At 54.2% G+C, this 20,924-nt stretch carries 15 protein-coding genes; 11 read left to right on the top strand and 4 right to left on the bottom strand.

The window, feature by feature from the left end; translation table 11 throughout:
- Positions 1-202 precede the first annotated feature (202 nt).
- Together P6287_RS12475 and P6287_RS12470 are read left to right on the top strand one after the other, a co-directional pair.
- Positions 203-1,165, top strand: a complete 963-nt coding sequence (locus P6287_RS12475) for an aldo/keto reductase (protein WP_110866641.1) — start codon at positions 203-205, stop codon at positions 1,163-1,165.
- A gap of 218 nt (positions 1,166-1,383) precedes the next feature.
- Entirely contained in the window at positions 1,384-2,718 is a 1,335-nt protein-coding gene (locus P6287_RS12470) for a carbohydrate porin (RefSeq protein WP_167391199.1), read from the top strand.
- A 56-nt stretch (positions 2,719-2,774) separates the two neighbouring features.
- Here the strand turns inward: P6287_RS12470 and yegD are convergent, their stop codons facing one another.
- The 3 genes from yegD to P6287_RS12455 form a co-directional block, all read right to left on the bottom strand.
- On the bottom strand, positions 2,775-4,127 hold the full coding sequence (yegD, locus tag P6287_RS12465) for a molecular chaperone (protein ID WP_110866643.1): 1,353 nt from the start codon (positions 4,125-4,127) through the stop codon (positions 2,775-2,777).
- A 77-nt stretch (positions 4,128-4,204) separates the two neighbouring features.
- Positions 4,205-6,769: a diguanylate cyclase gene (locus P6287_RS12460; RefSeq protein WP_277973802.1), complete on the bottom strand. Its 2,565-nt coding sequence runs from the start codon at positions 6,767-6,769 to the stop codon at positions 4,205-4,207.
- A 161-nt stretch (positions 6,770-6,930) separates the two neighbouring features.
- Positions 6,931-7,542 carry a phosphatase PAP2 family protein gene (locus tag P6287_RS12455; protein WP_101763357.1) on the bottom strand — a complete coding sequence of 204 codons (612 nt, stop codon included), beginning with the start codon at positions 7,540-7,542 and terminating at the stop codon, positions 6,931-6,933.
- A gap of 230 nt (positions 7,543-7,772) precedes the next feature.
- On the opposite strand from P6287_RS12455, the gene udk reads away from it, so the two are divergent.
- The 3 genes from udk (at position 7,773) to asmA (ending at position 11,011) form a co-directional block, all read left to right on the top strand.
- Positions 7,773-8,411: a uridine kinase gene (gene udk / locus P6287_RS12450; RefSeq protein ID WP_008104883.1), complete on the top strand. Its 639-nt coding sequence runs from the start codon at positions 7,773-7,775 to the stop codon at positions 8,409-8,411.
- Positions 8,412-8,483: 72 nt separating this feature from the next.
- Positions 8,484-9,065: a dCTP deaminase gene (dcd, locus tag P6287_RS12445; protein ID WP_007888946.1), complete on the top strand. Its 582-nt coding sequence runs from the start codon at positions 8,484-8,486 to the stop codon at positions 9,063-9,065.
- Positions 9,066-9,211: 146 nt separating this feature from the next.
- Positions 9,212-11,011 (top strand): outer membrane assembly protein AsmA, encoded by a 1,800-nt coding sequence (gene asmA / locus P6287_RS12440; RefSeq protein WP_277973801.1) that lies wholly within the window; start codon positions 9,212-9,214, stop codon positions 11,009-11,011.
- A gap of 36 nt (positions 11,012-11,047) precedes the next feature.
- Here the strand turns inward: asmA and P6287_RS12435 are convergent, their stop codons facing one another.
- Positions 11,048-12,604, bottom strand: a complete 1,557-nt coding sequence (locus tag P6287_RS12435) for a TerC family protein (protein ID WP_277973800.1) — start codon at positions 12,602-12,604, stop codon at positions 11,048-11,050.
- 786 nt (positions 12,605-13,390) lie between these two features.
- Between P6287_RS12435 and wbaP the strand changes: the two genes are divergently transcribed.
- From wbaP to P6287_RS12405, 6 genes are all read left to right on the top strand, one after another.
- A complete protein-coding gene (gene wbaP / locus P6287_RS12430; protein WP_101763360.1) occupies positions 13,391-14,824 on the top strand; it encodes an undecaprenyl-phosphate galactose phosphotransferase WbaP in 1,434 nt (477 codons plus the stop codon).
- A gap of 273 nt (positions 14,825-15,097) precedes the next feature.
- Positions 15,098-16,228 (top strand): polysaccharide export protein, encoded by a 1,131-nt coding sequence (locus P6287_RS12425; protein ID WP_101763361.1) that lies wholly within the window; start codon positions 15,098-15,100, stop codon positions 16,226-16,228.
- A gap of 9 nt (positions 16,229-16,237) precedes the next feature.
- Positions 16,238-16,672 carry a protein tyrosine phosphatase gene (locus tag P6287_RS12420; protein WP_101763362.1) on the top strand — a complete coding sequence of 145 codons (435 nt, stop codon included), beginning with the start codon at positions 16,238-16,240 and terminating at the stop codon, positions 16,670-16,672.
- A 12-nt stretch (positions 16,673-16,684) separates the two neighbouring features.
- Entirely contained in the window at positions 16,685-18,862 is a 2,178-nt protein-coding gene (wzc, locus tag P6287_RS12415; protein ID WP_137386121.1) for a tyrosine-protein kinase Wzc, read from the top strand.
- 181 nt (positions 18,863-19,043) lie between these two features.
- Positions 19,044-20,180 carry an EpsG family protein gene (locus P6287_RS12410; protein ID WP_277973799.1) on the top strand — a complete coding sequence of 379 codons (1,137 nt, stop codon included), beginning with the start codon at positions 19,044-19,046 and terminating at the stop codon, positions 20,178-20,180.
- A 15-nt stretch (positions 20,181-20,195) separates the two neighbouring features.
- Positions 20,196-20,918, top strand: a complete 723-nt coding sequence (locus tag P6287_RS12405; RefSeq protein WP_277973798.1) for an SGNH/GDSL hydrolase family protein — start codon at positions 20,196-20,198, stop codon at positions 20,916-20,918.
- The last annotated feature ends 6 nt before the right edge of the window (positions 20,919-20,924 follow it).

Below are 20,924 nucleotides of genomic sequence, written 5' to 3'. Positions count from 1 at the left end.
TGCGAAATATAAAAATAGCCATTTCGCAAACGAATGATTGTAGTCGCCCGGACCGGGCAAAAATTGAAGGAAATAAGAATATCGCCCCATTGAAGGTAAGTATTCATATTCTGTAAATATTCTGCCAGCAATAGGCATAAGCGCGGCAATTTCCTTTGCTAAGCTCAATACAGACCTGTCTCGTTTGAATAAGGAGAACAAAATGAGTCAACAGAAACTCCGCCAGCTCGGCGACAGCGGTATTGAAGTTCCCCGTCTCACCTTTGGCGGCAATGTGTTTGGCTGGACGGTGGATGAGAAAACCTCATTTTCCCTGCTTGATGCGCTGGTGGAGAAGGGCTTGTTCTTCATCGATACCGCCGACGTTTATTCGCGCTGGGCGCCGGGTAACGAAGGTGGCGAATCGGAAACCATCATCGGTAAATGGCTGAAGAAAAGCGGCAAGCGCGACAGCATCGTGCTGGCAACCAAAGTTGGCATGGAGCTGTCGCCGGAGAAAACCGGCCTCAAACCGGCTTACATTCGTCAGGCGGTAGAAGATTCGCTGCGCCGCCTGCAAACCGACGTCATCGATCTTTATCAGGCGCACCGCGATGATGACGCGACGCCGCTGCTGGACACGCTGAAAGCCTTTGATTCGCTGATCAAAGAGGGCAAAGTGCGTGCCATTGGCGCGTCTAACTACAACGCTAAACGTCTGCAGGAAGCGCTGGACGTGAGCAAGCAACATGGCCTGGCGCGCTATGAAACCCTGCAGCCGGAATACAATCTCTACGATCGCCAGGAGTATGAAAGCGGTCTGGAGCAGGTTGCGGTGAAAAATGGCCTCGGCGTGATTAACTACTATTCGCTGGCCAGCGGCTTCCTCAGCGGTAAGTACAAAAAGCCAGAGGATGCCAGCAAAAGTCAGCGCGGGCAGGGCATCGTCGACAAGTACCTGAATGAACGCGGTAAGCGCATTGTTGAAGCGCTGGAAGATGTCGCCGCCTCGCACGATGTGTCGGCAACGCAGGTGGCGCTGGCGTGGCAGATTGCCCGTCCGAGCATTACCGCCCCGATTGTCAGCGCCACGTCGCTGGAGCAGTTGGATGAGTTGGTGAAAGCCACCCAGCTCGAGCTCAGCAAGCAAGAGATCGAAGAGCTGGCGAGCGCCAGCAAACTGTAAGGTTTTCAGGGACGCTGCGGCGTCCCGCTATTTTCCAGCTCTGCCTCACAAAAAATGCCATTTCCCACAAAAGATTTTCAATCATCGACAGACGTCACAATTGCGCTAACGCACTATCATCCTGCGGTAAACTGCGCACATATTTGCAAAAACTGACAAATCCTCAGCACTATCCTCTGTTCGATCCATTCCAGTAACTTCATATAAGAATAACCATCATGAACAGAAAAGAAGCAGTGCAGCATTTACCCCGCCTGGCAGCGGGAACTCTGATGTTTGCGATGCTGAGTGCATCTGCGCTGGCCGCTGATGCTTTCAGTTACGACTCTCCCTATATGTTTGGTGATTGGGGCGGTTACCGAACGCAGCTGGAAAATGACGGCATAAAATTCGACGTTAACTACACCATGGAAAGCGGCTCCAATCTGGCGGGCGGCGCCGATACCAACACCTCAATGCGCTACAGCGATCAGTGGGCGTTTGGCGCTAACTTCGACCTGGAAAAACTGCTCAACTGGCAGGATGCGCAATTCCAGATGACGATTACCGATCGTAATGGTCAGAACATTTCCGACCAGGTCGCCGATCGTCGCACCGGCATGTTGTCCTCCACTCAGGAAGTGTACGGACGCGGCCAAACCTGGCGTTTAACCCAGTTCTGGTTAAGCAAAGGTCTGTTCGATAACACCGTGAACCTGAAAGCCGGTCGCGTTACCGTCGGTGAAGATTTCGATAACTTTGACAGTAAGTTCCAGAACCTGGCGTTCGGTAGCGGCCAGGCCGGTAACTGGCGTGGCGATCGCTGGTTCAACTGGCCGGTGTCCCAATGGGGCGGCCGCGTGAAGGTGAATATCACACCTGAGGTGTTCTTCCAGGTGGGCTTCTATAACCAGAACCGCGCCAACTACGATCGCGGCGACGGCTTCCGTCTCGATACCAGCAACTCCGAAGGCAATCTGGTGCCGGTAGAGTTGGGCTGGAAACCGACGTTAGGCGCCGACAAGCTGCCGGGTAATTACCGTATCGGCTATTACTACTCTTCGGCTAACGGCGACAACTACGGCAGCTGGCGCGATGGGGCTTATCAAAGCCAGGATCACGCATACGGTGGCTACGTGCTGTTGCAACAGCAGCTGACCGCGCAGGGCGGCGATGCCAGCCGTGGTTTGGGCGTCACCGTTCAAGCGGTGATGAACGACCATAAAACCTCGAAAACGGATAACTATCAGTCGGTGAGCTTCACCTGGAAAGGGCCGTTTGATGCGCGTCCGCAGGATGAGATTGGTGTGGGTGCGGCACGTATTCACGTTAACAGCGCTTACACGCGTTCGCAGCGTGAGCAGAACAACGCGAACGGTGAGACCGACTTCAATAGCCCAACCTATCTGCCGATTCAGGATGGATCAGAGTATAACTATGAGATCTACTACAACGCGCAGCTGACCAAATGGCTGCAATTGCGTCCGAACCTGCAATATGTGGTGGCGCCGGGGGCGGTAAGTGAAGTGAAAGATGCGTTTGTGGGTGGGATCAGTGCGAACGTGAATTTCTAATCTGGCAGAATGTGTGACTTTGCCCTCTCCCTTTGGGAGAGGGCAGGGAGAGGGAATTATCTGAACATCACTTCGGCCCAGCGGGCGAGGCCGGCGGTCACCGAGGCGAAGTCATCGCCGCTGGCGATAGGCGTATCGGGCAGCGCCTGTTGTAGCGCCGCGCGCAACACCGGAGAACGTGCGCTACCGCCGGTGAGATAAATCACTTCCGGCTTGGTTTCGCAGGTGGCGAGCGCCAGATGCACTTGCTCCAGAATGCGTTCCAGCGGTTGATTAATCGCTTCTTCCAGCTGCGCAGCGCTGATTTGCGCCTGCAATTGCGCGGCGATAAACGCCAGCGAGGCATCGGTCTCTTTCACCTCCGACAGCGCAATCTTGCTCTCTTCCGCCGCACGCACCAGACGATAGCTCAGCTTCTGCTGCCACACTTTCAGCAGGTGCGCCACTTTGTCGCTGTGTTCAGCATCGCGGATCAAATCGCGCAGCAGTTTGCCGCTGGCCGCGGAATAGAAGTCGCTTTGTGCCGGAACGTCGTTGATCGCCACCGCATTCCACCACGGCAGCGCGGGCAGCGCGGTGCCTTTTTGCGTATTGCCACCGAGCCCCAGCAGCGGCATCAGGGTTTTAAACGCCAGCATAATGTCGAGATCGTTTCCGCCCACGCGGCATCCGCTGTGGCCAAGTAAACTTTCACGGCGATCGGTTTTATGACGCCATTCCGGCCCCATCAGCAGCATCGAGCAGTCGGTGGTGCCGCCGCCGATATCGACGACTAATACGCGCGTCTCTTTCTGCAGCGTGGCTTCGAAATCGAGGCCCGCCGCCACCGGCTCAAACTGGAACTCCACATCACGAAAACCGGCGCGCTGTGCCGCACGCAGCAGAATGCCTTGCGCCTGCTGGTTAGCCTCTTCGCCGCCTAAACCCTGGAAGTTAATCGGGCGGCCAATCACCGCTTGCTCAATCGGGCGATCGAGCTGGGTTTCGCCTTGCTGACGAATGTGCAGCATCATCGCGCACACCAAATCTTCAAAGAAGGCGATCTGCTGTGGCTTCAGGCCGTTAGCGCCGAGGAAGGATTTCGGTGACTTCACGAACCACACTTCTTCGGGATCGACCATATATTGCTGCAGCGCGGTCAAACCGAACTGCACGCTGCCTGGCGTGACGTCGATATCTTCTTCGCGGTTATAGCGCAGCGCACGCTGCAATAAGGCGGTGCCTTCGCTGTCGGGCGTTGGCACCTGATGATGGCGATGCAGCCATTCGCTGATCGCTTCACGCGTTGGCGCGCAAATCATGGAGGGAAGCAAGCGCTGACCATTCTCCAGTGTCAGCAGGCGCGGCGTGCCATTATCGCTGACCGCAATTGAGCAGTTTGCTGTGCCGTAATCGAATCCGATAAACATATTTATCCCCCATGCCGGAAAAAAGGGGGCGACTTTAGCGCAGCCAGCACGGGCTGGCAATGGGCAGACGTGGCAGATTACATCTGCACTTCCTGATAAACGTGATACTGACCACGGCCCGCGTGTTTTGCGCTGTAACAGGCGACATCGGCCTGTGACATCACCACATTGCTGATGCAGTTACGTTGATCAATTTGCGTGATGCCGGCACTCGCGCCGACGTGATAAGTCTGCTCCTGCCACATAAAGCGATATTCGCTCACGGCGGTGACGATACGCTGCACCACGTCGCGCACCTGATCCACTTCGCAATTCGGCATTAGCACGCCAAATTCGTCGCCGCCCAAACGCGCCAGCATATCGCTGCTGCGCAGATGATGCGGCATCAGCTCTGCCAGTTCGCGCAGCAGCGCATCACCGGCGGCATGCCCGGCGGTATCGTTCACCGCCTTGAATTTATCCAGATCGATAAATACCAAGACGTGATGGGTGTGGTTGGCCGCCGCATCGTTCACCAACTGCTTCAAACGCTGCTCGAAGCTGTGGCGATTTGGCAGGCGCGTCAGCATATCGTGTGAAGCGCTGTAGCTCAGGCGCTTCATCACCTTGCGCGATTCACTGACGTCCTGAATAACCATCACCGCGCCGATGCTGGCGCCGGTCAGGGTTTTCAGCGGCGTGATGCTGTAGTGGATCTCCACGCGCGTGCCGTCTGGTGTATGCAGCACCAGCTCTTCATCGAGTTCGGGAGAGATTTTTTCGTCCGGCAGCTGGCACAACAGCAAATTATCGACGCGCGGGCCGCTCGCGCCGCGCGTGATGTTAAGCAGTTCGGTAATGGGTACGCCTGCGGCTTTTTCCTGTGGCCAGCCGCTCAGCGTTTCGGCCACCGGATTCATAAAGGTGACGCGCATTTCATCATCGGTACTGATCACCGCTTCACCGATGGAATCGAGGGTGATCGCCATGCGCTCTTTTTCCTGGAACAGCGCTTCATTCAGCGCGCGCAGCGGCGTGATGTCCTGACAGATGCCGAGCATACGTTCAATCTGACCATCCTGACTCAGAATGCGGTTGGCCTCAGAGCGCACGTAGCGCGGGCCTTCCGGTAAATTAATCCGGTATTCCAGCTGGAAAGCGCTGCGGCGTTCGATGGCCTGCTGCACCGCAAGCGTGGCGGTTTCCCGCTCGGCCGGATCAAGCAGATGCACCCACAGATCGTAGGTGGGCGTCTGGTGCGGACTTAAGCCAAATAGCTCATACATGCGCTTGTCCCACAACATCTCGCCGGTCAGCAGATTCCACTCCCAGACGCCAATGCCGCCAGCTTCATTGGCCAGCGTGATGCGCTCCATCAAGCGTCGATTAATCTGCTCACTCTGCTTCAATTCGGAGATATCGATAATCTGCGCGATGAAGTAGTGCGGCTGTTGCGCGGCGTCGCGCACCATCGATACCGTCAGGCGCGCCCAGACGATTTCGCCATCCTTGCGGAAATAGCGCTTCTCCATGGTGTAGGTCATGATTTCACCCGCCACCAATCGCTCCAGCTGCTGTAAATCGTTGTTGAGATCGTCGGGATGGGTGATTTGCTGGAAGGTGAGCTTTTTCAGCTCATCGGCCGGGAAACCCAGCGTCTGGCACAGCGAATGATTGACCTGCTGCCAACCGCCATTCGGCGAAACCAGCGCCATGCCAATCGCGGAGTATTCCATAGCGTTACGGAAGCGGGTTTCACTCTCGCTGATATGATGCTTCTCGCGCTGGAAGGCATCCATCACCAGCGCCATCACGTGGCTCGGCAGCAGCACCAACAGAAATGGCAGCCATGTGCTGACCTGGCCGAGCAGCATGCCGTTTTGCGCCAGGTTGACCCAGTTAAAGGCCAGCAGAATCGAGATGAAACTGGCGTTGAGGAAGAACAGCAGAAACGCTTCGAACTTGGGTAGCCGCACCGAGCACCAAAAAAGAATCACCACAATAAAAGTGAAGGGCCACGGCAGAAAACGCAGCGACAAATAGCTGGCGAGCAGCGTGACAAGCAGCGTCAGGCCGGTTTCCAACTGACGGCCTGGCGTCAAAATCTGGCGCAGCGGTTTATTTGGCCACAGCAATAACACCGGGCCAAACGCCAGCACGCCGATCACCTCAGAAATCACCCACGTCGAGAAGAAGGGCAGTGACGCATTGCTGCCCACATGCAGCATCCACAATGCCACGACGCCACCTAACAGCGGCGCAATCAGGCCGGCGCACAGGGCAAAGCGCACCCAGTCGAGTAAAGAATTGAGCGGGGCGCGGCGATCGAGCAGCGCGCGCAGCATCACGCCGCCCAGAATCGCCTGCACCATATTTAAGATGGCGAACTTAATGTTGCTGAGCGCGGGGCCAATAATGATCAGATTGGCTAACGCGGTACCCAGTACGCAGGCAAGCAGCAGCAAGGGAACGTGTTTGGAGTGGGCGCGAAACACGATCACCGTCATCAGCGCGGTGGAGTACCAAAGCGGCGAAATACGGCCACTGACAACAATCAGTTCCAGGCAAAATAGCGTCAGTAGAAAAGTGAGCCCGCCAATGAACAAGGCATTGAGCCAGGTTCGCTGTGGCCTTTCCTGTGAAGTTAGTATCTCGAGGGTCATGCAAGAATCCAGCAGCGCGCACCTGATTCACGATGGAAAATGCGCCAATCAATCACTATTTTGCATGCTAGCACATCTGTTTGAGATGTCTGCGGGGAATTCGACTTTAGTCGTTATTCACTGAATTGATTGGCCCTTTGCGCGCAAAGGGCCAAACGGGATTAGCGAAAAAGATCGGCGCGGGTAAACGGCTTTTCTAAGCCGGCAAGATTGGCAGAGAAGCGTTCGAGGAACTGTTGCGTGGTGGCGACGCGGCCGTGGCTCAGCAGCAACAGCGGCACCAGCAGCGCGACGCCAATCTGCGGCAGGCTAAAGCCCTTTAGTGAAGTGCGGCGCTGCGTCAGCAGGAATGCGGTGCTAAGCGTAAAGCCGAGCATCAGGCCCGCCAGCACTTCGCTTTTGGAATGCGCGTGGATGACCAGGCGCGACAGGCCAACCATCAGCGGGATCAGATAGCCGATGCCAATGGTAAACAGGCGCCAGCGCGGCGACCAGCGGCCGGAGATCAGCCACATCATCACCGGCCAGAGCGTGGCCGACATCGCGCTGTGGCCGCTGAAGCCGGTAAAGTTGAATCGGGCGCTACCAATGCCAAAGCCGAGAAACAGGATTTTCGAGACGCTCACCACCAGGCCAGCCAGACCAAACGCCAGCACCCAATACCAGACGGTTTGGCGGTTGTCGCTTTTCCATGGCAAGACCAGCGCGATGATCACCGCGGTCGGGATCAGCAACATGCTGTCGCCAAAATAGGTCAGGGTTTTCCAGCTCATACTTTTCCTTGCGGCTATATTCGGAGTGCCAACGCCGGCTGCAGTGTTGGCAGATCAACAGTGTATCGATTAAGCGTCTGGCTGCAAAAGGGGATATTCTGAAAAGCCGTTGGCCCATTTCTCTGGCATCAACCCGGTGAAATACCTATAATTGCCGCCAACTAACCCTCTCATTCGGCCCGTTGCAGCTTCGGCTTAGGCAGGCTCCAGTTATCAGGTCTTAAAAAAGTATGACTGACAAGTCTCATCAGTGCGTGATCGTTGGCATCGCAGGTGCATCCGCATCCGGAAAAAGTCTTATCGCCAGCACGCTCTATCGTGAAATCCGTGACCAGGTCGGTGACGAGCATATCGGTGTGATCCCCGAAGATGCCTACTATAAAGATCAGAGCCACCTCACCATGGAAGAGAGGGTCAAAACCAACTATGACCATCCGAGTGCGATGGATCATGATCTGTTGTTGCAGCACCTGCGCGCGCTTAAAGCTGGTCAGGAAATTGAGTTGCCGGTTTACAGCTATGTTGAGCACACCCGCACCAGCGACTGTATTCATCTCAAATCGAAAAAAGTCATCATTCTCGAAGGCATCTTGCTGTTAACCGATGCGCGCTTGCGTCAGGAGATGAATTTCTCCATCTTCGTCGATACACCGCTGGATATCTGTTTGATGCGCCGCATGAAGCGCGATGTGAATGAGCGCGGTCGCTCCATGGATTCGGTGATGAGCCAGTATCAGAAGACCGTGCGTCCGATGTTCCTGCAATTTATTGAACCTTCCAAGCAGTACGCTGACATCATTGTGCCGCGCGGCGGAAAAAACCGTATCGCCATTGATATCCTCAAGGCCAAGATTAATCAGTATCTTTGACGACATGGCGTCCGCCCCGGCGTGACGCGCTGTCGTAGCCATTCGCTACACTTAATTCATGGAGTACCTGCGATGAGATTATGCGATCGCGATATTGAAGCCTGGCTGGACAACGGAAAGTTGGCGATTGAGCCGCGCCCGCCAGTGGAACGCATCAACGGCGCCACGGTGGATGTGCGCCTCGGCAATCAGTTCCGCACTTTTAGCGGTCATACGGCGGCGTTTATTGATTTGAGTGGTCCAAAGCATGAAGTCAGTGCCGCGCTGGACCGTGTGATGAGCGACGAGATTGTGCTGCCGGAAGGCGAAGCCTTTTTCCTGCATCCTGGCGAGCTGGCGCTGGCGGTGACGCTGGAATCGGTCACCATTCCTGACGATCTGGTCGGCTGGCTGGATGGCCGCTCGTCGCTGGCACGCCTGGGTTTAATGGTGCACGTCACGGCGCACCGTATCGATCCGGGCTGGCAAGGCCGCATCGTGCTGGAGTTCTATAATTCAGGCAAACTGCCGCTGGCGCTGCGTCCAGGTATGTTAATTGGTGCATTGAGCTTTGAGCCGCTGTCGGGCCCGGCTGCGCGACCGTATAACCGTCGCGAAGATGCCAAATATCGTGGTCAGCAGGGCGCGGATGCCAGCCGCATAGACAAAGACTAATGCCAACTTATGCTTGCCAAAATAATTCGAGGTGCAGCAAGGCGGCAAGCGAGTAAATCCCCGGGAGCTTACATCAGTAAGTGACCGGGGTGAGCGAGCGCAGCCAACGCAGCTGCACCTTGAATTATGACGGCAATGAGGATGTGATGAGAAGAGTGATAACTACGCTGGCCATCCTGTTAGTGGTGGTGGTAGCGGGCATGACGGCATTGGTGTTGCTGGTCAATCCCAACGACTTTCGCACCTACATGGTAAAGCAGGTAGAACAGCGCAGTGGTTATCAGCTTCAGGTAAGCGGCGATCTGCGCTGGCACGTCTGGCCGCAGCTTAGCATTCTCGCCGGACGCATGAGTCTGACCGCGCCGGGTGCGACGCAGCCGATGGTCACCGCCGATAATATGCGCCTGGATGTCCATCTCTGGCCGCTGTTGTCGCATCAGCTTAGCGTCAGCCAGGTGATGCTGAAAAACGCCATCATCCGCGTCACGCCAGACAGCGCCGCACAAAAGCCGAGCGGCGCGCCAGTGGGGCCGGGTGATGCCGAGCCAGTGAGCAGCAGCGATAACGGCTGGTCATTCACGATTGGCAAACTGCGTCTTGCCGACAGCCTGCTGATTTGGCAGCAGCCCGGCGGCGACGAATATAATTTCCGCGACCTCAATCTCAACCTCGATCAGGATGCCAGCAAGCAGGCCAGCATCAATCTGGCTACCCGGATTTCGCGTAATCAGCGCAATGTTAGCGTCAATCTCAAAGGTCAGATGAATGTGGCGCAATACCCACATCGTCTGGTCGGACAGCTGGATGAGTTGAATTACGCCATCGACGGCGCCAATCTGCCGACGCAGGGCATCAAAGGCACCTTGAGCGGGCAGGGCGAATGGAACGGTGACAATCAGCGTTTCTCCCTACAGAAGATGCAGCTCACCGCCAATGACAGCGCCTTGGATGGCAGCGCCGAGGGGCGTCTGGCGCTGCCGCAGCAGCTTAATCTGGCGCTACACGCCACCCGTTTAGACATCGACGCGTTGATGGCGAATGCACCGGTGACGGATAGCAGCGCGCCGCAGCGAGCCAATGTGGTGAGCACGCCAGTGATTGCTGAACCGCGAATGCGTGATAACAGCAACTCGCCGCTGAATCAGCTGGATTTGACGCTCAATCTCACCGCCGATAGCAGCGTGTGGCGCGGCCTGACGCTGACCAACTTGCAGATCGATGCCAGCAATCAGCAAGGTTTGATGACGCTGAGTAAGCTACAAGGCAAATTTGGCGAAGGCCATTTCTCCGTTCCCGGTTCGGTGGATATCCGCAAACCGGTGACGCAAGTGGCATTCCAGCCTGAGCTGGATAACATCGCCATTGCGCCGCTGCTGAAAGCATTAGAACTGCCAGAAACGCTGCAAGGCACGGTTTCACTGCAAGGCGATGTGAGCGGTGCTGGATTGAGCATTGAAGAGGCAAAACGTAACTGGCAGGGCAGTGCGGATCTGGAAGCCACTAATTTGCAGCTTTCGCAGCTGAATCTGCAGCAGATGGTGCGCCGTGCGGTGGCGCGCGTCAGTAATCGTGTCACCAACGATCAACCCGACGACCAGGGCATTCAGCAGTTGAGTGGGCGCGTGAGTCTCAAGCAAGGCATCTTCAGCCTGCCGGATCTGCAGGGCGGCAACAGTCGTCTGGCGGTGCAGACCAAAGGCAATGTCGATATGGTTAAACAGCAGCTCGACGTCACCATTAATATGATGCTGCGCGGCTGGCAGGGCGACGATAAATTAGCCTCGCTGCTGAACCAGCAAACTATTCCGCTGCGCATGTACGGCGGCTGGAATAATCTGCAGTACTCGTTGCCGGTGGATGACGTGGTGCGTCAGCAACTGCAAAGCGAAGCGAAGTCGCGGCTCAATCAGTGGCTGGATCGCCAACAACCGGCGAAGCAGCCGTGACTGAAACCAGGTCGCCATTTATGGCGACCTGGTTAATTACGGTGCTATCGGCACTATCTCCACTTTCTGCACACGGTGATTTTCTACCTGCAACGTTCGCAGCAGATAATCACCGATCTGTAACTCTTCGCCTTCCTGCGGCACATGTTGCAGGCTGTCCATCAGTAATCCTGCCAGCGTGTGGTAATTGCGCTTTTCATCAAGTGGCAGCTGCACGTAGACGGCTAAATCCTCTAACGGCATATGACCATTCGCCACCCAACCGCCGTCGGGCAGCACTTGAATATCATAGCGCGCATCGATTTTTTCCCCTTCATTCGGCAGATTGCCGGCGATGGTTTCCATCAGATCGCTCAGCGTGACCACGCCTTCCACCGAACCAAACTCATCCACCACAAAGGCGAAGTGGGTGCGCGCGTTGCGGAACTGTTCCAGCGCCTGTAATAAGGTGACGCGCTCAGGAAAGATCAACGGCTGGCGAATCAGCGAGCGTAAATCCAGTGATTTGCTGTGCAACGATTGATGCAGGAGATCAATCACGTGCACCACACCGAGCGGGTCGCGGCCCTGTTCGGTCACCAGAATACGCGTGTGTTGATTGCGATCGAGCTTCGCCATGATCTCCGCCGGATCTTCGGTGAGGTCGATATGCTCGACGTCGTGGCGCGACGTCATGATGCTATTAATCTGGCGCTGACCCAGCCCCAGCACGCGCGCAATCATGCGCCGTTCCTGACGGTTAAATAGCGCGCCCTCTTCGCTATCGCTTACCAGTGACGCGGTATCGGCGTCCAGTTCCGCACGCTGCGCCTCGCCGCGCAGAATGCGCAAAACGGCTTCTGACGTGCGCTGACGCAGTGGACGGCCGGCAGTGAGAAAGCGGCGGCGATTGAACATCGCCAACTGATTGAGTATCTCAATGACGATAGAGAAACCAATCGCCGCGTAAAGATACCCTTTCGGAATAATGAAGCCTAACCCCTCGGCCACCAGGCTGAAGCCGATCATGAGCAGGAAGCTCAGACAGAGAATCACGATGGTTGGATGGCCGTTAACGAAACGCGTCAGTGGCTTACTCGCCAGCAGCATCAGCAGAATCGCCACCGTTACAGCCGCCATCATCACCGGCAGCTCGTTGACCATGCCAACGGCGGTAATCACCGAGTCCAGCGAGAAGATGGCGTCCAGCACCACTATTTGCGCCACCACCGGCCAGAATTTAGCACCGTTCTTATTTTGACCAGTTTCCTCGTCAGCGCCTTCCAGGCGACTGTTTAACTCGGTGGTGGCCTTATAAAGAAGAAAGAAACCACCGCACAGCAGCAGCAGATCGCGGGCGCTGAAGTCGTGGTGCAACAGAGTAAACAGCGGTTGTGTCAGGGTTACCAGCCAGGAAAGTGAGGCGAGCAGCACTAAACGCGACACCAGCGCGAGAAGCAGGCCGATAATGCGCGCACGGTCGCGTTCCTTCGGCGGCAGCTTTTCGACGAGGATGGCAATGAAAACCAGGTTATCAATGCCCAACACCAGCTCCAGAACGATTAGCGTTACTAATCCTGCCCACAGCGACGGATCAATGATCCACTCCAACATGTGTTAATCACCTTAATGTCTGTGTTATGCGCTTAATCTGATGATAGTGAAACGGCGTTAAGCCTGTAAATAGCCGCTGACTCGGTCAATTGGCGGGTCAGCCATGAGAGAAGAATATCCCTGATTGCCGATTTGCACCGATAAGATGAAAGTATGGATAAAGATTGCACCTGAATGAAAGAGACAATTATTTTTTTTCAGCAGATAACCACGTGCATTTTTAATGCAGTCTATTGCGTGGTTGAGTATCGAATTAATCTGAATTTTGCAGGGGAATGGCCTGAAAGGGCTGGCATCAATACTTATCGCTGGTAGTCTTTTTCCTAAAATAGTGCAGGGAACACGGGGCCTACTTGTAAACAAGCCAGTAATAACTAGTATAGCAACGTGTTAGTAAATGTCTGCGCCAAAGTTGTTTATAGCGTGCTCCTTAGCCTCTTAATGTTGCGAACTGTGATCGCACGCGGACCACGGCCAGTAATTAGCGCAAAAATGCCGCATAAAACAAGTTGTAATTAGGATGAAAGCGGTATTGGCAGCGACAGCCAAGGGCGGTAGCGTGCCTGAATCGCCTTTCTCTTGGTTTAATGGTCTGCCACTGTGGTAAGGGAAGTCGGACTAATCTGTTGGTATTAATCACAATTCTCTTGCTTACTATTGTGAGAATTGATTTGGCCTCAGAGAATTTACCGCAGATTGCCTCAACAAATGCAGTGAATATTTCGCTCATTTATCAAACAGCGTTGAGGCATTAGGGATTAAAGAAATAATATAAAAGAGTTAACTATGCGCGATAACGAAATTACATATAAAAGTCTTCTGACAAAAATTTTACTGGCGTGCTCGGATTTAATTTGTTTCAACGCAGCATTATTTATTGCGATGGCATTGATTAATTCGTTTACCCATTCTCCACTGGCAGATATATCTGAAAAATACCTGCATTTAAAAATTGCTACGCACATTGCGCTTTCCGTTATTTGCGTGGGCTGGTTCTGGGTTCGCCTGCGTCATTATACCTATCGCAAGCCATTCTGGTTCGAGCTCAAAGAGATCTTTCGTACCATTCTTATTTTCTCTGTCATCGATTTGTCAATTTCAGCCCTTTCACAGTGGCAAATGTCGCGCTTTGTCTGGGTAGCGACCTGGGTTCTGGCGTTGATTATGATCCCTTTAGCGCGCGCCATCTCTAAGCGTGTGCTGAATCATTACGGCATGTGGAAGAAGCAAACCATCATCATCGGCAGCAGCCGCAATGCCCAGGAAGCCTGGCAGGCGCTGCAGAGCGAAGAAGTAATGGGCTTCGATGTTATCGCCTTCTTCGATGTCGATAAGAGCAGCCCACAGGCCAGCATCTCAGGCGTGCCTGTGCTGCACAATGAACAAGAGTTATGGCAGCTGACCAACAGCGAAACCCAATTCATCGTGGCGGTGGAGTTCGAACAGAGCCAACACCGCGACCACTGGCTGAAAACCCTGGCGATGCACAATTGCCGCTCGGTTTCTGTTATTCCAACACTGCGCGGTGTACCGCTGTACGGCACCGACATGGCTTACATCTTTAGCCATGAAGTGATGATTCTGCGTGTGAATAACAATCTGGCCAAGCGCACGTCACGTTTCCTTAAGCGTGCATTCGATATCGTCGGCGCGCTGAGCATTATCCTCGCGCTGTCCCCGGCGTTGCTGGTCCTTGGATTTATGGTTGGCCGCGATGGCGGACCACCGATTTACGGTCATGAACGTGTGGGCTTAGGCGGCCGTAAGTTCAAATGCCTGAAATTCCGCTCAATGGTGATTAACTCGAAAGAGGTGCTGGAAGAGGTACTGCGTACCGATCCTGTTGCCCGCGCCGAGTGGGATAAAGATTTCAAACTGAAGAACGATCCGCGCATCACCAAAGTCGGCCATTTCATCCGTAAAACCAGTCTGGATGAGCTGCCGCAGCTGTGGAACGTGGTCCGTGGCGATATGAGCCTGGTGGGGCCGCGCCCGGTGATTGAAGATGAGCTCTGCCGTTATGCCGGTGATGTCGATTATTACCTGATGGCGAAACCAGGCATGACGGGATTGTGGCAGGTTAGCGGTCGTAACGACGTTGACTATGAAACACGCGTCTATTTCGACTCGTGGTATGTCAAGAACTGGTCGCTGTGGAATGACATCGCGATTCTGTTTAAGACGGTTGGCGTAGTGCTGAAACGCGATGGCGCCTATTGATAGACAGCGAAGCCGGGGAGGGCATGAAGCTTCCCGGTTGAAAACTGCGGGTGCTGGGTGTGTCGTTATTAGACAGCTGCACTGATTGAGTCTGTATAACCATTTTAATTGATGTCGTCTTTAGACTCGGTGACAACATAAAACCAAGGGAGCGCATAATAATGACCCACAGTTTCAGTGTTTAACCCGTCACATTCCATTTTTGTAAGACGCTACACAGCGGGCGATTTCGCCTCTATCAATCAATAACTGATAGCGAAGAATCAGATGATAATGAAAATTAAATTGATACCTTTACTGGTATCCGCGACTTTTCTCTCCGGATGCACCATTGAGCCGGGTTCTCACCTTTCCACCAGTGGAAAAGATGTCATAGAGCAACAGGATAGCAACTATGACATCGACAAATATGTCAACGTCTTCCCGCTGACGCCGCGTCTGGTTGAACAGATGCGTCCGAAGCCGTTAGTCGCGCAGGCTAACCCGATGCTGCAAAATGAAATTCAGAGCTACGAATACCGTATCGGTGTCGGCGACGTGCTGAACGTCACGGTCTGGGATCACCCAGAGTTGACCACACCTGCCGGTCAGTACCGTAGCGCCAGCGACACCGGTAACTGGGTACAGGCAGATGGCACCATTTTCTACCCGTACATCGGTAAAGTGCGCGTAGCAGGCCGAACGGTTACCGAGATCCGCAGCGAAGTGGCGCGTCGTCTGGCGCAATACATCGAAAGTCCGCAGGTTGACGTTAACGTCGCCTCGTTCCGTTCGCAGAAAGCGTACGTCACCGGTTCGGTCACCACCTCCGGACAGCAGGCGATCACTAACGTGCCGCTGACCGTGCTGGATGCCGTCAACGCCGCCGGCGGTTTAGCGGCTGACGCTGACTGGCGCAACGTGGTGCTGACGCACAACGGCAAAGAACAACGTCTTTCGTTGCAGGCGCTAATGCAAAACGGCGACCTGAGCCAAAACCATCTGCTCTATCCGGGCGACATCCTTTACGTGCCACGTAACGACGATCTCAAAGTCTTCGTGATGGGTGAAGTGAAGCAGCAGTCAACGCTGAAGATGGACCGCAGTGGCATGACGCTGGCCGAAGCACTGGGCAACTCGCAGGGTATGGATCAGACCACCTCTGATGCCACCGGCGTGTTCGTGATTCGTCCGATTCGCGGCGCCAACCGCACCAAGATCGCCAACATCTATCAGTTGAATACCAAAGATGCGGCATCGATGGTGATGGGCACCGAATTCCAACTGGAGCCGTACGACATCGTCTATGTCACCGCGACACCAATCACCCGTTGGAACCGTGTGATTTCGGGCCTGCTGCCGACCATCGTAGGTATTGACGATGCCAGCTCCTCGGCTCTTCGTTTCCGCAACTGGTCGAACTAAGGGTTCGCCATGATTAAGTCCGTGTTAGTCGTCTGCGTCGGCAATATCTGCCGCTCCCCCACCGGGGAGCGTCTGTTCAAACGCGCGCTACCAAACATCCGGATTGCCTCCGCAGGGCTCAGCGCGCTGCAAGGCTATCCGGCGGACCAGAAAGCCCTGGCTGTGGCCGCCGAACACGGCGTGTCGCTGGAAGGGCATCAGGCTCAGCAATTAACGGCCAGCATGTGCCGTGACTATGACCTGATTCTGGTAATGGAAAAGCGCCACATTGAACAGGTGAATCGCATCGATCCAGCCGCACGCGGAAAGACCATGCTGCTTGGCCACTGGCTCAATCAGCAGGAAATTGCGGATCCGTACAAAAAAAGTCGCGAGGCCTTTGAAGAGGTCTACGGGTTACTGGAAAACGCTACCCAGAAATGGGTCAACGTATTAAGCCGATAGTTGGGAATATCCATGAATATCAAAAACAAGGTTATGACCGCGCCAAAGGAAGATTCGAATGGATGGGATCTGGCGCATCTTGTGGGACAGCTGATTGATCATCGCTGGATCATTGTTGCCGTTACCGCCTTCTTCATGCTGGTAGCCACGCTCTACACACTGTTTGCTACACCAATCTACAGCGCGGATGCGTTAGTCCAGGTTGAACAGAAGAATGCCAGCTCAGTACTGAATGAGTTAGACAGCATTCTGCCGCCAACGCCGGCGTCCGATACCGAGATTCAGATTCTTGAATCGCGCATGGTTATCGGTAAAACCGTTGACGATCTGGGTCTGGACACCGTTGTCACCCAGAACTATTTCCCGGTGATTGGTAAAGGTCTGTCGCGTTTGATGGGTAACAAGCCATCAACCGTCGCCATCTCCCGCCTGGAAATTCCACGCACCATCGATAAGCGTACCGTTGAACTGGAAGTGACCGGTCCTGACTCGTATACCGTGTCAGCGGACGGTGATGAGCTGTTCAAAGGTAAAGTTGGTCAGCTGGAAACGCACGGTGATGTGACCATGCTGGTAAGCGGCATCAATGCCGATGAAGGCACCAGCTTCAGCGTTACCAAACTGAACGAGCTGCAGGCGATTAACTCCGTGCTGGCCAACCTGACCGTTGCGGATAAAGGTAAAGACACGGGCGTGCTGGGTCTGGAGTATCTGGGTGAAGATCCGGAGCAGATCAGCAAAGTGCTGAACCAAATCGTCAATAACTATCTGCTGCAGAACGTTGAGCGTAAATCTGAGCAAGCGGAAAAAAGCCTGGAATTCCTGCGCAATCAGCTGCCGCAAGTGCGTGGCAAACTGGATGATGCCGAAGACAAGCTGAATACCTTCCGTCGCCAGAACGAGTCGGTTGACCTGTCGCTGGAAGCGAAATCGGCGCTGGATTCTTCTGTCAGCGTGCAGAGCCAGTTGAACGAACTGACCTTCCGTGAAGCCGAAGTGTCTCAGCTGTTTACTAAAGATCATCCAACCTACCGCGCCTTGCTGGAAAAACGCAAAACGCTGGAAGGTGAGCAGGCGCAGCTGAATAAAAAGATTTCTCAGATGCCACAGACGCAGCAAGAGATCTTGCGTCTGACGCGTGATGTGCAGTCTGGTCAGGAAATCTACATGCAGTTGCTGAACCGTCAGCAAGAGCTGGGTATCAGTAAAGCCAGCACCGTGGGTGATGTACGCATCATCGATGGCGCAGCAACCGGCAACAGCCCGGTGGCACCGAAGAAACTGCTGATCATCGCGGCGAGCGTGATTCTGGGTCTGATGGTTTCTGTTGGTCTGGTGCTGCTGAAAGCGCTGCTGCATCACGGCATCGAAAATCCAGAGCAGCTGGAAGAGCTGGGCATGAACGTCTATGCCAGCGTACCGCTGTCAGAATGGCAACGTAAGAAAGATACCGAAGCACTGGCGCGTCGTGGCAACAAGGTGAAAACCGATCCCCACGAAACGCTGCTGGCGCTGGGCAATCCGACTGATCTGTCAATCGAAGCGATTCGTAGCCTGCGTACCAGCCTGCACTTCGCGATGATGGAAGCGAAAAACAACATCCTGATGATCACCGGCGCCAGCCCAGGTATTGGTAAAACCTTTATCTGTGCCAACCTGGCAACGCTGGTCGCCAAAGCGGGCCAACGTGTGCTGTTCATCGATGGTGATATGCGTCGCGGTTACACCCACGAACTGCTGTCAGCCGATAACAAATCCGGTCTGTCTAACGTGTTGTCAGGCAAAACCGAGTTCAGCCCGGCGCTGATTCAGAAAGGCCCGTACGGTTTTGACTTCCTGCCACGCGGTCAGGTACCACCAAACCCATCTGAGCTGCTGATGCATCGTCGCATGGGTGAGCTGCTGGATTGGGCGAGCAAGAACTACGACCTGGTGTTGATTGATACGCCTCCGATTCTGGCGGTCACCGATGCGTCCATCATCGGTAAGCTGGCCGGTACGTCGCTGATGGTGGCGCGTTTCGAAACCAACACGCCGAAAGAACTGGATGTCAGCTTCAAGCGCTTTGCCCAGAACGGTATTGAGATTAAAGGTGTGATCCTTAACGCCGTGGTGCGTAAAGCCGCCAACTCTTATGGTTACGGTTACGACTATTACGACTACGAGTATGGCAAACCGACCAAAAGTTAATTTGCCCGTCATTCACAGTTAATGATGAGGGTAATCCGGTGAAGAAAGGGGCGGGTTGACCGCCCCTTTTGATCGCACCGTTTGAATGACGACACGCAACGATTTACACAGGTGATTCTCTCTATAACGCCATTAAAAGCCACCGCTGGCACGAGAACTTGTGGAATTAAGGAATCACACCATGGCTCCATATTGGTATTTATCAGGGTTTTTGCTGTTGCTTGCGCTGGTCGAAATCCTGTTGAAGAAAGACGAACGCACCACCCATATTCTGACTTACCTGCTGTGCATCGCCACGGTCACGCTGATTATTTTTGCCGGTATTCGCGGTCTCGGTACCGGGATGGACGACTATCAATATCGCAGCTTCTTTGCCGACTTCGTCCGCCGTATTGAGGTCAACGGTTTTGCCAACACCGTCGCCTTCTTCCGTTATGAACCGCTGATTTTTGCTATCGCGTGGATCACCAGCCTGTTTTCACACAATGCCAGCGTGTTCCTGTTTGTGTTCAGTATTCTGGCAGTTTCAACCAACGCCATCTTTTTCAAAAAGATGTCACCGTATCCGGTGTTGGCATTGGCGCTTTATTCGGCGCATATCTTTATCAACAAAGATGTAAACCAGATTCGTTTTGGCCTGAGCTCGGCGCTGTTCCTTGGCGTGATCTGGACTATCTACCTCAAGCAATACTGGTGGGCGTTTGCCTTCTTTATTCTGTCCTTCCTCAGCCACAACACCGCAGTAATGGTGGTGACCATCATTCCGTTCCTGTTTATTCGGGAATCGCGCTGGTGGCCGGTGGCCATCATCCTGTTAAGTGTGCCACTTTCGGTGGTGGGCGGGACCGGCTTTATTGCCTTGATCGCCGGACATCTGGGATCGATGGGCGAAAGGGCCGCAGGCTACAGTAATGAAGCCTCGAATGCCGGTGACGGCAGCGTGGTGTCAGTGTCCAACCTGAAAAACATCATGCTGGTGTTTATCTTTGTCTACTTCATGCTGAGCAACCAGCTCAAGCGCGAACAGTACGACGTGTGGAAGCTGAACTACCTGTTGATTCTCACTTTTGCCATCGGCGGCGGCATCAGGATCTTCTTCTACAACTACTCATCGGGTGCGCGCCTGTCGAACTACCTGCTGCAGGTCGAACCGATTATTTTGACATCGCTAATCTTCCAGTCAAAACGCGTACTGAAACCCGCGATGTTTGCGATGTTCGCTTTCTTCCTTGTTTATTACCTCTACTACAACACGATCTCACTGAAGCAGGCCGTTGTGGGCTATGAAGTTGCTCGTGAATTCAAATTGTTTCATTAACCGATGAGAGGAAATATGCGGAAGACTTTACTGGCAGTTCTGATCACCTCTGCGCCGCTACTGGCGCAGGCAGAGGATCATCCCGGCACATTTATCATCGCCGCCTACGGTGACTCCACCACCGCCGGCGTTACCGCGTCGGGCAATCGCAATATCCTCAGTAAAAATAATGAAGTGAGTTTTTTGCAGCAGATGTTGCGTGAGAAATACGGCAACAACATTGAGGTGAAGAACCACGGCATGCCGGGCGCACAGGTTTCGGTGCTGGTGTACAACAAAGACAATACGCCGATGGATTGGTCAGAACGCATGGCGAAATCCGATGCCAACATGATTCTGATTAACTATGCCATCAACGATGCGCGCATCAACTTCTTCAAAGACAAAGGCGAGCGCATTGAAACGCCGCAAGAGTATAAGCGCATTATCACCGAGCTGGTCAAAGGCGCGAAGGCGAATAACAAGCTGGTGGTGTTACAGGAACCGAATCCCATTTGTGGCAAAGCCGAGCGCTGGAACGTCTGGCCGTATGTTTATCAGTTAAATGAAGTGGCTAAAGAGCAGCAGGTACCGATTGTGAAGCAGTACAGCGCCATCAAGCAGAACCGTGACTGGCAATCTGAGATGTCGCCTGATTGCATTCACCCGAACGAGATGCTTTATAAGCAGAAAGCAGAAAGAACCTTCAACGTCTTAAGCAGCACTTTCGATAGCGTTTTGTCGCGGCACAGCAGCTAACCCAAC

Source organism: Pantoea sp. X85, assembly GCF_029623675.1.
Lineage (GTDB): Bacteria > Pseudomonadota > Gammaproteobacteria > Enterobacterales > Enterobacteriaceae > Pantoea > Pantoea leporis.
Note: the sequence above shows the minus strand (reverse complement) of the source record. Positions and strands in the feature narration are given on the sequence as shown.

Excerpts from the sequence above, each read along its gene's own strand:
- asmA (WP_277973801.1), top strand. The coding sequence starts at position 9,212 with ATGAGAAGAGTGATAACTACGCTGGCCATCCTGTTAGTGGTGGTGGTA.
- P6287_RS12470 (WP_167391199.1), top strand. The coding sequence starts at position 1,384 with ATGAACAGAAAAGAAGCAGTGCAGCATTTACCCCGCCTGGCAGCGGGA.
- udk (WP_008104883.1), top strand. The coding sequence starts at position 7,773 with ATGACTGACAAGTCTCATCAGTGCGTGATCGTTGGCATCGCAGGTGCA.
- P6287_RS12410 (WP_277973799.1), top strand. The coding sequence starts at position 19,044 with ATGGCTCCATATTGGTATTTATCAGGGTTTTTGCTGTTGCTTGCGCTG.
- P6287_RS12455 (WP_101763357.1), bottom strand. The coding sequence starts at position 7,542 with ATGAGCTGGAAAACCCTGACCTATTTTGGCGACAGCATGTTGCTGATC.
- P6287_RS12435 (WP_277973800.1), bottom strand. The coding sequence starts at position 12,604 with ATGTTGGAGTGGATCATTGATCCGTCGCTGTGGGCAGGATTAGTAACG.
- P6287_RS12460 (WP_277973802.1), bottom strand. The coding sequence starts at position 6,769 with ATGACCCTCGAGATACTAACTTCACAGGAAAGGCCACAGCGAACCTGG.
- wzc (WP_137386121.1), top strand. The coding sequence starts at position 16,685 with ATGAATATCAAAAACAAGGTTATGACCGCGCCAAAGGAAGATTCGAAT.
- P6287_RS12475 (WP_110866641.1), top strand. The coding sequence starts at position 203 with ATGAGTCAACAGAAACTCCGCCAGCTCGGCGACAGCGGTATTGAAGTT.
- wbaP (WP_101763360.1), top strand. The coding sequence starts at position 13,391 with ATGCGCGATAACGAAATTACATATAAAAGTCTTCTGACAAAAATTTTA.
- dcd (WP_007888946.1), top strand. The coding sequence starts at position 8,484 with ATGAGATTATGCGATCGCGATATTGAAGCCTGGCTGGACAACGGAAAG.
- P6287_RS12420 (WP_101763362.1), top strand. The coding sequence starts at position 16,238 with ATGATTAAGTCCGTGTTAGTCGTCTGCGTCGGCAATATCTGCCGCTCC.
- P6287_RS12405 (WP_277973798.1), top strand. The coding sequence starts at position 20,196 with ATGCGGAAGACTTTACTGGCAGTTCTGATCACCTCTGCGCCGCTACTG.
- yegD (WP_110866643.1), bottom strand. The coding sequence starts at position 4,127 with ATGTTTATCGGATTCGATTACGGCACAGCAAACTGCTCAATTGCGGTC.
- P6287_RS12425 (WP_101763361.1), top strand. The coding sequence starts at position 15,098 with ATGAAAATTAAATTGATACCTTTACTGGTATCCGCGACTTTTCTCTCC.